This window comes from Rhizobium sp. RCC_161_2 (genome assembly GCF_041355235.1).
GTDB lineage: Bacteria > Pseudomonadota > Alphaproteobacteria > Rhizobiales > Rhizobiaceae > Rhizobium.
This window is the reverse complement of record NZ_JBFUPL010000007.1, coordinates 230622-245502: the sequence shown is the minus strand read 5'-3', so window position 1 is coordinate 245502 and position 14881 is coordinate 230622. Positions and strand designations below refer to the sequence as shown.

The window sequence follows — 14881 nt, the reverse complement described above, 5'->3', positions numbered from 1 at the left end:
CCTCGAATAGCCTACCCGAAAGCAAGATGCTGCGGATTCAGGAACTGGAGCGACCCATGCCCGTTCGGTCGAACGCGCGGCACTCCAGGCAAGCTCGGATTTCTCGTTCCATGGACATGCAGACTACGCCCGCGCCGCTCGTTGCGGATCACCGCCGCCGGCTTATCCTATTTCTCTTCCTGATGACCGCCATGTTCATGGCAACGCTCGACAACCAGATCGTCTCGACGGCACTGCCGACGATCGTCGGTGAATTCGGACATCTGGAGCGTTTCGGCTGGATCGGCTCTGCCTATCTGCTGTCCCTGTCCGCCGTCATGCCGGTCTATGGCAAGCTCGGCGACCTCTTCGGCCGCAAATATGTGATGATGACCGCGATCGCGATCTTTACCGTCGGCTCGGCCGTCTGCGGTCTTGCTGTTTCGATGGATACGCTGATCGCCGCCCGCGTCCTGCAGGGCCTCGGCGGTGGTGGCATCCTGGTGTCGATCTTCGCCGTCAACGCCGATCTTTTCGAGCCGCGCGAGCGCGCCCGCTATCAGAGCTATTCCAGCCTGGTCCTGATGGCGTCCGGCGCCATCGGCCCAGTTCTCGGCGGCACGATGAGCGATCTCTTCGGCTGGCGCTCGATCTTCCTCGTCAACGTACCGATCGGCTTCATTGTCCTTGCCGGCCTCGCCTTCATGCTGCCCTACCGCAAGCCGGCCCGTAAGCCGAAGATCGACTATGCCGGCGCGATCCTGCTTGCGCTCACCACCACCAGCATCGTGCTTGCCGCAGACGGCACCGAGCTCTTCGGTTCGCTGCTGTCGCCGCAATGCCTCGGCATTATCGCCTTCGGCGCGCTCTCAGCACTCGCATGGGTCTTCGTCGAACGCCGCGCTCCGGAGCCGATCGTGCCGCTGACGCTGTTCCACAACCCGACCTTCGGCCTGCTTCTGATCATCTCGATCACCAGCGGCGCGGTCGCGATCGGCATGGTCAATTATTTCGCGCTCTTTTTGCAGACGACGACCGGCCTGTCGCCATCGGTCGCCGGCCTGCTCTTCATCCTCTTGACCGGCGGCATCGTCTGCGGCTCGCTCTCGGCCGGACGGCTGATTTCGGCGAGGGGTCGCTACAAGCCCTTTGCCATTGCCAGTGCCGCCTGCAGCACCGTCGCCTTCGCCACACTGGCACAGGTCCATGCCGGCACGCCGATCGCCTTTATCGGCGCCTTGATGCTGCTGCATGGCATTGGCATCGGCCTTGCCCAGCAGGTGCCGGTCATCGGCATCCAGAACACCGCCGCCAGCCGCGACGTCGGAGCGGCCACAGGCGCCGTAACGCTGTCGCGCATGGGTGGCGCCTCGATCGCCATCTCCATCTACGGCGCCATCATCGCCGCCAAGCTCGGCAATGTCGGCGTCTCGATCCCCGGTGTTCCCAACATCAAGGAGCTGACGCCGAAGATGATGGCCGCCCTGCCGGACGCCACGCGCGAAGCGGTCGCCAGCGCCTACGCCAGCGCCTTCAGCCCGCTGTTTATGACCGCCGCCGCCATCTGCTTCGCCGGTCTGCTGACAGCGCTCACGCTGAAGAACGTCCAGCTTCCGAGCGCCACCAAGAAGATCGACAGCCAGGCCGTTGCCCACGCCGCCGAGTAAGTCGCGCATCCTCGCAATCGACAAGGGAATCATCCCCCTTGTCATCCCTTCGTCACGGGGCTAAATCTGCCAACGCTCTAACGGGGTGCCTTGTATCCAATCGGATATCTGGCTGAGAGGCTTTCACCAGCCAACCCGCGGAACCTGATCCGGCTAACACCGGCGGAGGGATTAGACGCGTGACGAAATCATAGCGCCCTTTTCCCGTTCAAGACGAAACCAAGAGGAGGCGCTGCCATGCCCAACCGATCGCTGATGACATTCTTTGCCGGCCTGGCCTTTGCCGCCGGCACCACGCTTCTTGCCGCGCAGGCCGCAGAGGCCGCCGACAAGACGCTCACCATCTACACCTATGAAAGCTTCACCGCCGAGTGGGGTCCGGGCGCCAAGGTCAAGGCCGCCTTCGAGAAGACCTGCGGCTGCACGGTCAACTACGTCAGCGTCACCGACGGCGTGGCGCTGCTCTCCCGGCTGAAGCTGGAAGGTGTCGGCACCAAGGCCGACGTCGTTCTCGGCCTCGACACCAACCTCGTCAGTGAGGCCAAGGACACCGGCCTGTTCGACACGAGCGGCGTCGACACATCGGCCCTCAAGGTTCCCGGCGATTTCAAGGATGACGTTTTCGTGCCCTATGACTACGGCCATTTCGCCGTGATCTACGACACTCAGACCATCAAGAACCCGCCGAAAAGCCTGAAGGAACTGGTCGAGGGCGATCCGTCGCAGAAGATCGTCATCGAAGACCCGCGCACCTCGACGCCGGGCCTCGGCCTGCTGCTCTGGGTCAAGTCGGTCTATGGCGACAAGGCGGCAGACGCCTGGACGAAGCTCAAGGGCCGCATCCTGACGGTGACGCCTGGCTGGTCGGAGGCCTATGGCCTCTTCACCAAGGGCGAAGCGCCGATGGTGCTCTCCTATACGACGTCGCCGGCCTATCACGTTATCGAAGAAAAGACCGATCGCTATCAGGCAGCCTCCTTCTCCGAAGGTCATTACATCCAGATCGAAGTGGCCGGCCTGATCAAGTCGTCGCCGAACAAGGATCTCGCCCGCGATTTCCTGAAGTTCATGGTCTCGCCGGGCTTCCAGGACACGATCCCGACCAACAACTGGATGATGCCGGTCTCGGCAACCTCCGAGCCGCTGCCGGATGCTTTCGGCAAGCTGGTCGTTCCCGCCAAGACCTTTCTGATGAGCCCGGACGAAGTCGAGAAGAACCGCAAGGCCTGGATCGACGAATGGCTGGCTGCCACCAGCACCAACTGACGTCGACATGATCCTGACGGCACCCGAGAGACGACATGCCATTGCCGGCGGGGCATTCAGCCTCGCCGGCATCGCTGTCTTTGTCGGTGTCGCCATCGTCACCCTGCTTGCCGCCGGCATCGGATCCGGCAGCGGCAATCCGCTTGCCGATCCCTATCTTCTCCGCGTCCTGCGCTTCACCTTGCTGCAGGCGACGCTTTCCACCCTGCTCTCCATCCTCCTTGCGATCCCGGTCGCCCGCGCTTTAGCCCGACAGCCGCGTTTTCCCGGCCGGCTCTGGCTGATCCGGCTGATGGCCGTCCCCATGGGCCTGCCGGTGCTGATCGGTGCGCTCGGCTTGCTCGGCATTTGGGGACGTCAGGGCATTCTCAATCAGGCGCTGACGGGCTTCGGTCTGTCGCAGCCGGTCAGCATTTACGGGCTGACGGGCATCCTGCTCGCGCATGTCTTCTTCAATTTGCCGCTGGCCGCCCGCCTGATGCTGGCTGGGTTGGAGCGCGTGCCGGCGGAATATTGGCTGATGGCCGGTGGGCTCGGCATGCGCCCCGCTTCCGTCTTCCGTTTCATCGAATGGCCGGTGCTGCGCGGCCTCATTCCTGGTATCGCCGGCCTGATCTTCATGCTCTGCGCCACCAGCTTCACGCTGGTACTGACGCTCGGCGGTGGCCCGGCGGCAACCACGATCGAGGTGGCGATCTACCAGGCGCTGCGCTTCGATTTCGATCCCGGCCGGGCCGTCACGCTGTCACTGCTGCAAATCGCCGTCACCGCCGCCATTCTCGGCGCGATGGCGCTGATGCCGGCACCGGACGATCACGGGCTGACGAGCGGCCGCGCGACACGGCGGATCGATGGGACATTGCCTGCCGCGAGATGGATCGACGGCGCTTTGCTGCTGCTTGCCACTTTGTTCATCGGCCTGCCGCTCGCCTCGGTCGTCGTCACTGGCGTTAAGGCCGATCTTATCAAGCTCGTCAGCCAGACGATCTTCCTGCAGGCGACTGCAACGAGCCTTGCCATCGCCCTTGCCGCCGGCCTCCTGGCAGTTCTGACCGCCTTCGCCATTGTCCGCGCCCGCGCGACCATATCGGCCGAACGCCGAAAAACACCCGGCCTGCGCGGGTTGGCGATGGTCCTGAGCGGCACCTCCTCGCTGGTTCTTCTGGTGCCGCCGATCGTGCTGGCGACCGGATGGTTTCTGGCGCTGCGGCCACTTGGAGATCCCGCCCGCTTCGCCGCCCTGCTGATTATCGTCATCAACGCCCTGATGGCGCTGCCTTTCGTCATCCGCGTCATCGAGCCGGCCTATGTCATTCATCGCCGCCGCACCGAACGCCTGGCCGCCAGTCTCGGGCTTCAAGGCGCGGCGCGGCTGCGCCTCGTCGACTGGCCCGGCCTGCGCAAACCCTTCTTCACGGCCCTCTCCTTCGCCATGGCGCTGTCGCTCGGCGATCTCGGCGCCGTCGCTCTTTTCGGCTCCGACAGCCTGATGACGCTGCCCTGGCTGGTCTACAGCAAGCTCGGCAGCTATCGCACCAACGATGCCGACGGGCTTGCTTTCATCCTGGGGCTGGTATGTCTTCTGCTGACCATCGCCGGCACAGCCGGACAGGGCAGGCATGAGGACGAAGGCAGACGGAATGACTGACGGGCAAGACATGGCGGAACGGAGCATTGCGATGACCGGCGTCGAGCTGCGGCTCGGTACGCATGATTTCCGCTTCGACTGCGATCTGCCGCAAGGCAAGATCATCGCCATCACCGGCCCATCCGGATCGGGCAAGTCGACCTTCCTCAATCTGCTCGCCGGCTTCGAGACGCCGGACCGTGGCCGCATTCTGCTCGCCGGGCAGGACGCGACAGGCCTGCCCCCCTCCGAACGGCCGGTGTCGCTGGTCTTCCAGGACAACAACCTCTTCGCCCATCTCGATCTCTTCACCAATGTCGGCCTCGGCATCAACCCGTCACTGAAGCTTTCGACGGAGGATCGGAAACGGATATCGGAAGCTTTGGCGCGTGTCGGCCTTGCCGGTTTCGAGCGGCGCAAGCCGGGCTCGCTGTCCGGTGGCGAACGGCAACGCGCCGCCTTTGCCCGGGCACTGGTGCGCGACAAGCCGATCCTGCTGCTCGACGAACCCTTTGCCGCGCTTGATCCCGGCCTGCGCTCCGGCATGGCCGAGCTTCTGGCCACGCTCCACTGCGAAACCGGCAATACGGTGCTGATTGTCTCGCATGATCCCTCGGAAGTCCGGCGTCTTGCCGATCACGCCGTCTTCATTGACGGCGGCGCGATCCGGCTTTCGGCCCCCATCGACCGCTTCCTGACCCAGGACGGCATCCCGGCGCTGACCACATTTTTACAACATTAGGCGCAATGCAGCATTTCAGCGGCGATTTTGCCTTAATTTCGTCGCGGCATCCGGTTGAAAGTCCTGGTAAATGCTTGCCAAAATACAACGCAGTCACAATTAAGCGGAGTCTCGCTATGCAATGGCTGCCGAAATCGGCTACAGCAAAAGCTTGGATCATCCGGTTGGACTCAGGTCTGATCGCGATGGATGCAATCTTAAACGACACGCGGCTATGATCGGCCCGATCATGAGTAAGCAAGTCTGGCATGATCAAACAAAGTTGGCGCCCAGCCGGTATGGCAGCGAGATGAGTGGGATACAGGCACTGAAGCAGAGTAAGCACGCGGGACGAAGGATCAGTGCGACTACCGCGGCCCATGCGCGCCGCTTCGCTCTCGTCTTTCTCGCCGCGACGGTGCTCAATAGCTGCCAGTCGGTGATGGACCAGTCCTATCAGCCGAACGTGTCGCCTTCGGCCAATCCGCAGATCGTCTCCGAAGTGCAGAAGAACGATCCGCGCGCGCAGATGGGCGCCCGCGAGCATCCCCGTATTCTGGCAAGTTACGGCGGCGAATATAAGGACGCCAAGACCGAGCGCCTCGTTGCCCGCATCGCCGGCGCGCTCACCAGCGTCTCGGAAAATCCGCAGCAGTCCTACCGCATCACCATCCTGAATTCGCCCTCGATCAACGCTTTCGCGCTGCCCGGCGGCTATCTCTATGTCACGCGCGGCCTGCTGGCGCTTGCCAACGACGCCTCGGAAGTCGCCGCCGTGCTGTCGCACGAGATGGCGCACGTCACCGCCAATCATGGTATCGAGCGCCAGAAGCGCGAAGAGGCCGAGGTCATCGCCAGCCGCGTCGTCGCCGAGGTCCTGTCGAGCGATCTCGCCGGCAAGCAGGCACTCGCTCGCGGCAAGCTGCGGCTCGCCGCCTTCTCGCGCCAGCAGGAGCTGCAGGCCGACGAGATCGGCATCCGCACGCTTGGCCAGGCCGGCTACGACCCTTACGCAGCAGCGCGCTTCCTCAATGCGATGGAAGACTACAGCCGCTTCATGACGGCGAATTCCGACGCCGACCAGAGCCTGGACTTCCTGTCGAGCCATCCGAGCACGCCGCAGCGCATCGATCTCGCCAAGGCGCATGCCCGCGAATTCGGCGAGGAAGGCAAGGTCGGCGACACCGGACGCGATTACTATCTCAACGGCATTGATGGCCTGCTCTATGGCGACAGCCCGGAGGAAGGTTATGTGCGCGGCCAGACCTTCCTGCATGGCGGGCTCGGCATCCGCTTCGACGTGCCGCCCGACTTCCGCATCGACAATAAGGTCGAGGCAGTCATGGCGACAGGCCCGGGCGATATCGCCATCCGCTTCGATGGTGTTGCCGACAGCCAGAACCAGAACCTGACGAATTATATTTCCAGCGGCTGGGTCACCGGCCTCGACCCGACATCGATCAAGCCGATCACGGTCAACGGCATGGAAGCGACAACTGCCCGCGCCTCGGCCGACCGCTGGGATTTCGACGTCACCGTCGTGCGCGATCGTGCGCAGATCTTCCGCTTCCTGACGGCAGTGCCGAAGGGCAACATCACCCAGCTCGAGCAGACCGCCGATGTGCTGCGCTCAAGCTTCCGGCATATGACACCGGAAGAGGCCTCGTCGCTGAAGCCGCTGCGCGTGCGCGTCGTCACCGTCAAGGCGGGAGACACCATCACCACGCTCGCCGCCCGGATGATGGGCACCGATCGCAAGCTCGATCTTTTCAAGCTGATCAATGCGCTGCCGACCGGCGCCTCGATTGCGCCCGGCGACAAGGTCAAGATTATCTCGGAATAGCGCAATTCCAGGAAAACCGTGCTGCGGCTTTCCGTCCGGAATTGCGTCAAAACAAAGAGATGGAGCGTTTCTGCGCTTCCATGAAGCGTTGAAGCGCTCAAGAGAAACCTCGGCTTCGCCCCTACGGGGAGAAGGCGCACGGTATGCGCGGGTTACGGCTAAACTGCCTTAACCCGCATCAAAGGCATTGGGAACGAACGCTCCCCGTCCCGTTATTGCCCCCGGCACCTTCTCCCCGAGGGGAGAAGGATGTCACGCATAGCTCGCCATGCGTGGATCGGCATCGACCAGGGCGCTACGGAGCTTCTCCATGGCGCGGCTCTCGATCTGACGCACGCGTTCCTTGGAAATGCCGAGATCGGCGCCCAGCTCCTCCAGCGTCGCACCATCTTCGACCAGGCGGCGCGCGTGGATGATTTTCATTTCGCGTTCGTTCAGATGCGTCAGTGCGCAAGCCAGCCAGTTACGGCGGCGTTCGCCATCGATCATGTTGGAGACCTGTTCGTCCGGCAAAGGCTCGTCGCTGATCAGGAAATCCATCCGTTCAGCACTTTCGGCATCGCCGGATATAGACGGTGCCTGCAGGGAGGCATCATTGCCGGAAAGGCGCGCATCCATGGTCTGCACGTCGGCAAGGCTAACCCCGAGGGCGACGGCGATTTCCTCATGAATGGACTGGACGGTGACACCGGCGTTTCCCCTGGCAAGCTTGGCGCGCAGGCGGCGGAGATTGAAGAACAGCGCCTTCTGCGCCGAACTCGTGCCACCGCGCACGATCGACCAGTTGCGCAGGATATAATCCTGGATCGATGCGCGGATCCACCAGCTTGCATAGGTTGAAAATCGTACCTCGCGTTCCGGCTCAAACCTTGCCGCCGCTTCCAGGAGCCCTACATAGCCTTCTTGTACCAAGTCGCTCATCGGCAGGCCGAAATTGCGGAATTTCCCGGCCATCGAGATCACCAGGCGCATATGGGCGGTGGCGATCTTGTTGCGGGCACCGCGATCCTCATGGTCCTTCCAGCGGATGGCGAGATCGTGCTCTTCGTCGCGGCCGAGATAGGGAGCGGCCATTGCGATTTTTATCATGCGCCGATCTGCAGACATATTCTTCATATGCATCATGTGCATCTCCCTAAATTCGGCCTCAAAATCATCTCTGTGCCGCGGGTCGACGGAAAGGGCAGCAAACATCGTTTCCGAACATCGCTGCGCGGATGAAAAGCTATGAATGGAATGCAATTGGAGACCGATGCCCGGATGACCGGACGCTCGGCTACCGGTCTAATTCAACTTCGCAAAATGACCTGGCGAATGAAATAATTTTAGATCGCCGGGAAATTTCCTATCAAAATGCATCAGCCGGTCCTCGTGAACGTCAGGAAAACGGCTGGTCCGAGAAAACTCATAGTCACGAGAAAACCCATGCCGGCCGCAAACACCAGGCCTAAACGCACCAAGTGGCAAAAGGTTCCAAAGAAAAAACCCGGCACGATGGCCGGGTTTTTTGGATGTGGTATTTTCACTCTTGGCCTTATGCGGCTTCGTCCTGGGAATCGTCTTCTTCGACGACCTTGCCGCGCTTCGGGCCCTTGTTCAGATTGGTCTCGACCAGGCGGACTGCCTCGGTTTCGGACATCTTGTTGACGGCGGCAATTTCGCGCGCCATGCGATCGAGCGCAGCTTCATAGAGCTGGCGTTCGGAATAGGACTGCTCCGGCTGGTTCTCGGCGCGATAGAGATCGCGAACCACCTCGGCAATGGAAATCAGATCGCCGGAATTGATCTTGGCATCATATTCCTGGGCGCGGCGCGACCACATGGTACGCTTGACGCGAGCCTTGCCCTGAACGACCTTCAGCGCCCGTTCGACGAAATCCGTCTCGGAAAGCTTACGCATGCCAATGCTCATGGCCTTGGCCACCGGCACCTTCAGACGCATTTTGTCTTTTTCGAAGTCGATTACAAAAAGCTCAAGCTTCATGCCTGCGACTTCTTGCTCTTCAATCGCGGTGATCATACCGACGCCGTGGGCGGGATATACGATCGATTCACCATTCTTGAAGCCATGGCGTGCTGCTGAAGGTTTTTTCTGCTGGGTCGTCATTCTTTTCAAAAACTCCCTGTTACGCACCCGGTGAGGGCCGGGGCCGGGTCAGTCAGGCCCGGATGAGACGGAAGCACCGTCGGGGTGACTTCTTGCTGGTCCTGCCAGACGCATACAAAAAGAAATCCGTTCATCGCGATCCCAGACCCGACAACTCAAATCGTTGATATGTCAAGGAAACCGCGTACGGATTGGTTATTTGCTTTCGTGATGGTTTGGGGCACGCGAAATGCCGCAGTGGATCAGTGTGAGGAAGCTATCACAAAAATCTGAGGAAATCAATAATTTGCTTTATACGCGGCAAAACGGCCACGTTGACCGCTTAGCAAGCCAACGGCTATGATTCGTCTCGGTGCCCTATCGACTACACGTTAATCGACGGCCTGTCACGGCCTTCGATCAGTCGCCGGAACCAGGATTGGCCGAGAAATACTTCTCGAACTTGCCTTCTTCGCCGTCCAGTTCCTTGGCATCGGGCAGCGCGTCACGCTTCACCGTGATGTTCGGCCAGATCGCTGCGTAGTCCGCATTGATCTTCAGCCACTTGTCGAGACCCGGCTCCGTATCGGGCTTGATGGCCTCGGCGGGACATTCCGGCTCGCACACGCCGCAGTCGATGCACTCGTCCGGATGGATGACAAGGAAATTCTCACCTTCGTAGAAGCAGTCGACAGGGCAGACTTCCACGCAGTCGGTGTATTTGCAGCGAACGCAATTATCGGTCACGACATATGTCATGAAGCACTCCAGGAATGACTCTTGTTTTCCGTGGGCGAGCAACCTGGAACGTCGCGCCTTTCCCTCGGAAGCCGGAGCGGACAAGCGGATGCGCTGAGCATAAGCATGCCGCCCGGCGGATTACCAGCGGGTTGACCGTCAGGTATCGACTTTGACAGCCAATTTCAAGGACAAACAATCCTGAAAAATCCCAGAGGGCAACAGAGTTTTCTATTCATCGCCGGAGGTGAGCCGGTCGATGGCGCGCCGTTCGCGTTTCGTCGGCCGTCCACTGCCCGGCGAACGCAGCGCTTGCTCGAACGGCGTGAAACGTTTCGTCTGGTCGGGTGGCGGGGTCAAATCCTCGTAAAGCAGCTTCGCCTGCTCGAAAGGCCCCCGGCGATCGCCCGGCAGCCGGACGATGAGAATGACATCGCGCCGCTCCAACGACAGCTCGATGCGGTCACCCACCTTGATGCCGTGGCTCGGCTGCGTGATCCGCTCGCCGTTCACCCGCACATTGCCCTTCTGGACATAGACCTGTGCCAGCGAGCGGGATTTCAGCATACGGGCAAAGAACAGCCACTTGTCGATGCGCTGACGCGAACCGGAAGATGGCTGCTTTTCGTCCGTCATGGCCTACTTCTTCATTTGCTCCTTGAGCACCGCGAGCTTGGCGAAGGGAGAATCCGGATCGATCGGCTTTTCCTTGCGCGGCGGCTTGGCCTCGAAACGCAACGGCTGCGGCGCGCCGCGATTGTTGCGATCGTTCCGGTCATTGCGATCGTTGCGCTCTTTCCGCTCGCCGCGATCCTGACGGTCGCCGCGTTCAGTGCGATTGCCCTGATTCTGAGGACGGCCGCCATCGCGGTTGTTGCCACGCGGGCCACGATTGTCGCCACGAGCTTCGCGCCCTTCGCGATTGCCTTCAGTGTTCGGCTGCTGCTCACCACCGCTATTGTTGCGGCGATTGCCCTGATAACCGCGTGCCTCGCCCTGGCCCTGCTGGCCGCGGCGGTCGCCTTGGCCGCGTCCGCCCTGGCGCTGCTGGTTGTCGTTGCGCCCGCCAAGACGCCAGAGCAGAACCGGCTTCGGTTCGACCGGCTCGGCAGCGGCTGCGTCGGCAACATCAGTGGCGGAGGCTTCCACGGTCTCCGCAGCGGCAACAGCCGGTTCCGCCGGAGCTTCAGCGGCAGGCGCTTCCGTGGCGGGAGCTGCGACCTCGGCAACGGTTTCGCCTTCCGTGGCCGGCTCATCGCTGGCACCATCGGCATCGTCATGATCGGCAGCAACTTCCGCGGCCTGCGACGCCGGAGCCGGAGCCGAAGAGGCATCCTGCTGTGCGAGGTAGGCCGTCGCATCTTCCGCCTTCACGGCATCGGCGCGATAACCGAGACCCTTGAGGATCTCTTCCATGTCTTCCAGCGTTGCACCGAGGATCGAAAGCATCGCCGTCGTCGTCGTAAAGCGGCGCCCGTCATAGGCTCCTTCCGGACGCGATGCCTGACCCGGCTTCCACTGCAGCAGCGGACGGATGATATCCGCCAGGCGCTCGAGGATGTCGATGCGAACCGCGCGCTTGCCGAGGAAACGGAAGCCGGCAAGCTTGTAGAAGGTGCGCTCATAGGTCGGATCGGTGACGACCGAGGTCCGGCCGGCGGCGAGCACCGGGATCAGGTCGCCATAGCCCGGCTTGTCGAGGCCATCATTCTTCAGCGCCCAGAGCAAAGTGATGAGTTCGGCCGGCGCCGGCTTCAGCAGGGCTGGCACGAAAATATGGTAGGCGCCGAAGCGAACGCCATAGCGGCGCATCGAGGCGCGTCCGTCCTGATCCAGCGACTTCACCTCTTCAGTGACGTCGCGGCGGAAGAGCACGCCGAGGTTTTCAACGAGCTGAAAGGCCAGCCCCTTGGCGAGCCCCTGCAGGTCCTCGGCGCGCGACAGGTCGTCGAGCGGCTTCAGCACCGTGCTGATATGATGGTTCACGAAGCGCTCGATACGGGCGGCGACATGGTCGCGCGCATTGCCCGTCAACTGCTCGTCGGCGAGCAGGATGACACGCGGCCGCATGATGTGATCGCTGCCCGACAGGCGCGCCACGGGATCGCCAAGCCAACGGACGAGACCATCCGCGCTGATCGCCAGATCGCTGTTGCCGGCCGCATGCATCCGGGCGGCACGCGCCTCGAATTCCAGCGCGAGCGCCTTTAGCGAGGCGGTCTGGACTGCCTTGGCGTCCGGCCCCTCGGTTCCCGAGACCGGCGTGAACCGGAATCCGGTCAACTGTCCCACATGATGCCCCTCAACGAAGACATCCCCATTCACACTGATTTCAGCTTCCAGCATCGCATTCTCTCTCAGGCGCTTCATGAGCACAGATGTCCTGCGATCAACAAAGCGGTTCGTCAACCTCTCATGTAACGCGTCGGACAATCGATCTTCGATTTCCCGCGTCTTTTCTTGCCAGTGTGTCGGATCGGCAAGCCAACCGGGCCGGTTCGACACATAGGTCCAAGTCCTTATCTGCGCGATTCGCGCCGAAAGCGTGTCGATCTCGCCATCCGTCCGATCGGCGCGGTGCACCTGTTCGGCAAGGAAGTCCTCTTTTACCGTGCCATAGCGCACGAGGTCGGAAAAGAGGGTAGCAATAAGATCGGCATGCTGAGCGGGCGTAATACGCCGATAGTCGGGAAGTGCACAGGCTTCCCATAATTTTTCGACCCGCGCCGGGCCGCTGGCAAGATCGGCAATCTCCAGATCGCGCGACAGCGCTTCCAGCGCTTGCTGATCGACCGCCGGCAGTGCTCGCGTCAGGCCCGGTACGCGTGGCGCCTCCTCTAGGCTCGCACGGAGCGAAGCGATCGACGAAAAATCGAACTGCTTGGTGCGCCACTGCAGCACCTTAACATTATCGAACTCGTGACCCTCGATGCGGCGCACCAGTTCGTCGTCGAAGGGATCGACCTGCCCCGTGACGCCAAAAGTGCCGTCTTTCAGATGGCGCCCGGCGCGGCCGGCGATCTGGCCGAGCTCGCCCGGATTGAGATTGCGGAACTGATAGCCGTCGAACTTGCGGTCCTGGGCAAAGGCAACGTGATCGACATCGAGATTGAGGCCCATGCCGATCGCATCGGTCGCCACCAGATATTCGACGTCGCCAGCCTGATATAGCGCCACCTGCGCGTTGCGGGTGCGCGGACTGAGCGCACCGAGCACGACGGCCGCCCCGCCGCGCTGGCGGCGGATGAGCTCGGCAATGGCATAGACCTCGTCGGCGGAAAAGGCGACGATCGCGGTGCGTTGCGGCAGGCGGGTGATCTTTTTCTGGCCGGCATAAAAGAGATGCGACAGGCGCGGCCGCTCGACGACGGTGATCCCCGGCAACAATTGCTCAAGGATCGGCCGCATCGTGCCGGCGCCGAGCAGCAGCGTCTCGTCACGGCCGCGCAGATGCAGAATACGGTCGGTGAAGATATGGCCGCGCTCGAGATCGCCGGCGAGCTGCACCTCGTCGATGGCGACGAATGAAGCGCGCGTCTCGCGCGGCATGGCCTCGACGGTACAGACCGAATAACGCGCATTGGGCGGCGAAATCTTCTCTTCACCGGTGACCAGCGCAACATTCTGCGCTCCGACCTTCTCGACGACACGCGTGTAGACCTCGCGCGCCAGCAGCCGCAGCGGCAGGCCGATCACGCCGTTGCCATGCGCCACCATGCGCTCGATAGCGTAATGGGTTTTGCCGGTATTGGTCGGTCCGAGCACTGCGGTTACTCCGCGTCCGCTCAGGATCATTGGCTGCGAGGTCTGAGTCATAGGTCCATGCATGGGCGAGAAACCACTGTCTTGCGATCAGCAAGCTCCCCAGGGAAGAGAAGAAGAGATGACGACCATATGTGACAAAGGCAAGACCTGAATCAAAAAACAACCGCCGCAACACTCGATTTCATAAATAACAAGCTCAACCAAAAGCTACATTATCGCTACATCCCAGGCGAGTCCCGACGAGTCCGGAACAGCTTGAGAACGAATCGGCGACGAATCGCTGACTCTGAAGAGTTCCCATTTTGTTCACTACAATATATGGATTTGATTCATAAAGTCCCACCACATGCTGAATCCTCTTTTCCCTTGCTTTTCCCATGATATGGGAGTCGAGCAACTGCTCGGCAGGAATCGGGATCACCGTGCGAAACATGGTTAACCATATATAAATATGGCGATTTCCTTTGCGAATCCGGCTCAGGGAAGCGCTCCGTTAAGATTCGGGTCAAAGCCGGAACGAATCGGCGACGAATCACCGACTTCCTCGGATTCTCTCTTTGTTCTCCACAATATCTAGCGCATTTGCGGAGAAAGCACACTGGACTCCGCATGGTTGAAGCGCAGAATCAGCCCGAATCGAGGATTGCAATTAACCTTTAAGCGAAGTCGAATAAAATAAATCAATAAATTCTCTTAGGGGTTGCATCCGTTAACACCTCGACCAAAGCCGGAACGAATCGGCGACGAATCGCTGATTCCGCTCTGTATTCTATTTGTTCACGGCTACATGTAGCGAGCGGACGAGGAAGCCGATCCAGATGGAGAATGGGCTAACGGAGTGGACTAGCCCGAAAGCGCGCGATTTTAACGATTTCAATCGATGGAGCACTACCTTACGGCGATCGGGCCGATGCCCGCATATCGGAAGGCAATCATCGCTTCGAGGCACTATCGCCCACCGGCGTTAACTAAAGCCCAAATGCAGAACGAATCGCTGACGAATCACGGACAGGCCCATTTTCCCGTTTTGTTCATCGCAACATATTGTATTTAAATAAATTTTTAACCATAAGAAGAGGTCGTCGAAGGGCATATTCCGGCGCGCAACGCGCTGCTCCGTTAACCTTTTGCCTCGGCCTGCCGACGCGTCCTCACACCGGCGGTTATTTCTGAGCCGGAACAATTTCGT

At 61.0% G+C, this 14881-nt stretch carries 10 protein-coding genes and 1 riboswitch; of the genes, 5 read left to right on the top strand and 5 right to left on the bottom strand.

The annotated features are described in order from the left end of the window. Nucleotides 1-110: 110 nt before the first annotated feature. The 5 genes from AB6803_RS19530 to AB6803_RS19510 all read left to right on the top strand — a co-directional run bounded on the left by AB6803_RS19530 (nucleotide 111) and on the right by AB6803_RS19510 (nucleotide 7103). A complete protein-coding gene (locus AB6803_RS19530) occupies nucleotides 111-1646 on the top strand; it encodes an MDR family MFS transporter (RefSeq protein ID WP_371110432.1) in 1536 nt (511 codons plus the stop codon). Between the two features lie 71 nt (nucleotides 1647-1717). Next, nucleotides 1718-1834: riboswitch (TPP riboswitch) on the top strand. A 49-nt stretch (nucleotides 1835-1883) separates the two neighbouring features. Next, nucleotides 1884-2912 carry a thiamine ABC transporter substrate binding subunit gene (thiB, locus tag AB6803_RS19525; RefSeq protein WP_371110431.1) on the top strand — a complete coding sequence of 343 codons (1029 nt, stop codon included), beginning with the start codon at nucleotides 1884-1886 and terminating at the stop codon, nucleotides 2910-2912. Between the two features lie 7 nt (nucleotides 2913-2919). Further along, on the top strand, nucleotides 2920-4560 hold the full coding sequence (gene thiP / locus AB6803_RS19520; protein WP_371110430.1) for a thiamine/thiamine pyrophosphate ABC transporter permease ThiP: 1641 nt from the start codon (nucleotides 2920-2922) through the stop codon (nucleotides 4558-4560). Then, the gene (locus AB6803_RS19515; RefSeq protein WP_371110429.1) at nucleotides 4553-5281 is read left to right on the top strand and encodes an ATP-binding cassette domain-containing protein; all 729 of its coding nucleotides are present in this window, start codon (nucleotides 4553-4555) and stop codon (nucleotides 5279-5281) included. Before thiP ends, AB6803_RS19515 begins: the two co-directional genes overlap by 8 nt. 421 nt (nucleotides 5282-5702) lie before the next feature. Beyond that, entirely contained in the window at nucleotides 5703-7103 is a 1401-nt protein-coding gene (locus AB6803_RS19510; RefSeq protein WP_371110541.1) for a M48 family metalloprotease, read from the top strand. A 252-nt stretch (nucleotides 7104-7355) separates the two neighbouring features. Here the strand turns inward: AB6803_RS19510 and AB6803_RS19505 are convergent, their stop codons facing one another. The 5 genes from AB6803_RS19505 to AB6803_RS19485 form a co-directional block, all read right to left on the bottom strand. Further along, nucleotides 7356-8219 carry an RNA polymerase factor sigma-32 gene (locus tag AB6803_RS19505; protein WP_371110540.1) on the bottom strand — a complete coding sequence of 288 codons (864 nt, stop codon included), beginning with the start codon at nucleotides 8217-8219 and terminating at the stop codon, nucleotides 7356-7358. 418 nt (nucleotides 8220-8637) lie between these two features. Then, entirely contained in the window at nucleotides 8638-9210 is a 573-nt protein-coding gene (locus tag AB6803_RS19500; RefSeq protein WP_368510577.1) for a CarD family transcriptional regulator, read from the bottom strand. Nucleotides 9211-9609: 399 nt separating this feature from the next. Beyond that, a complete protein-coding gene (fdxA, locus tag AB6803_RS19495) occupies nucleotides 9610-9948 on the bottom strand; it encodes a ferredoxin FdxA (protein WP_153369570.1) in 339 nt (112 codons plus the stop codon). A 210-nt stretch (nucleotides 9949-10158) separates the two neighbouring features. Next, on the bottom strand, nucleotides 10159-10563 hold the full coding sequence (locus tag AB6803_RS19490) for an RNA-binding S4 domain-containing protein (RefSeq protein WP_371110428.1): 405 nt from the start codon (nucleotides 10561-10563) through the stop codon (nucleotides 10159-10161). A 3-nt stretch (nucleotides 10564-10566) separates the two neighbouring features. Further along, complete coding sequence (locus AB6803_RS19485; protein ID WP_371110427.1) at nucleotides 10567-13743, bottom strand: helicase-related protein; 3177 nt, start codon at nucleotides 13741-13743, stop codon at nucleotides 10567-10569. Between the last annotated feature and the right edge of the window lie 1138 nt (nucleotides 13744-14881).

What these genes read in the sequence shown, in the direction of transcription:
- AB6803_RS19530 (WP_371110432.1), top strand. Translation starts at nt 111, where the DNA reads ATGGACATGCAGACTACGCCCGCGCCGCTCGTTGCGGATCACCGCCGC.
- thiB (WP_371110431.1), top strand. Translation starts at nt 1,884, where the DNA reads ATGCCCAACCGATCGCTGATGACATTCTTTGCCGGCCTGGCCTTTGCC.
- thiP (WP_371110430.1), top strand. Translation starts at nt 2,920, where the DNA reads ATGATCCTGACGGCACCCGAGAGACGACATGCCATTGCCGGCGGGGCA.
- AB6803_RS19515 (WP_371110429.1), top strand. Translation starts at nt 4,553, where the DNA reads ATGACTGACGGGCAAGACATGGCGGAACGGAGCATTGCGATGACCGGC.
- AB6803_RS19510 (WP_371110541.1), top strand. Translation starts at nt 5,703, where the DNA reads ATGGACCAGTCCTATCAGCCGAACGTGTCGCCTTCGGCCAATCCGCAG.
- AB6803_RS19505 (WP_371110540.1), bottom strand. Translation starts at nt 8,219, where the DNA reads ATGAAGAATATGTCTGCAGATCGGCGCATGATAAAAATCGCAATGGCC.
- AB6803_RS19500 (WP_368510577.1), bottom strand. Translation starts at nt 9,210, where the DNA reads ATGACGACCCAGCAGAAAAAACCTTCAGCAGCACGCCATGGCTTCAAG.
- fdxA (WP_153369570.1), bottom strand. Translation starts at nt 9,948, where the DNA reads ATGACATATGTCGTGACCGATAATTGCGTTCGCTGCAAATACACCGAC.
- AB6803_RS19490 (WP_371110428.1), bottom strand. Translation starts at nt 10,563, where the DNA reads ATGACGGACGAAAAGCAGCCATCTTCCGGTTCGCGTCAGCGCATCGAC.
- AB6803_RS19485 (WP_371110427.1), bottom strand. Translation starts at nt 13,743, where the DNA reads ATGACTCAGACCTCGCAGCCAATGATCCTGAGCGGACGCGGAGTAACC.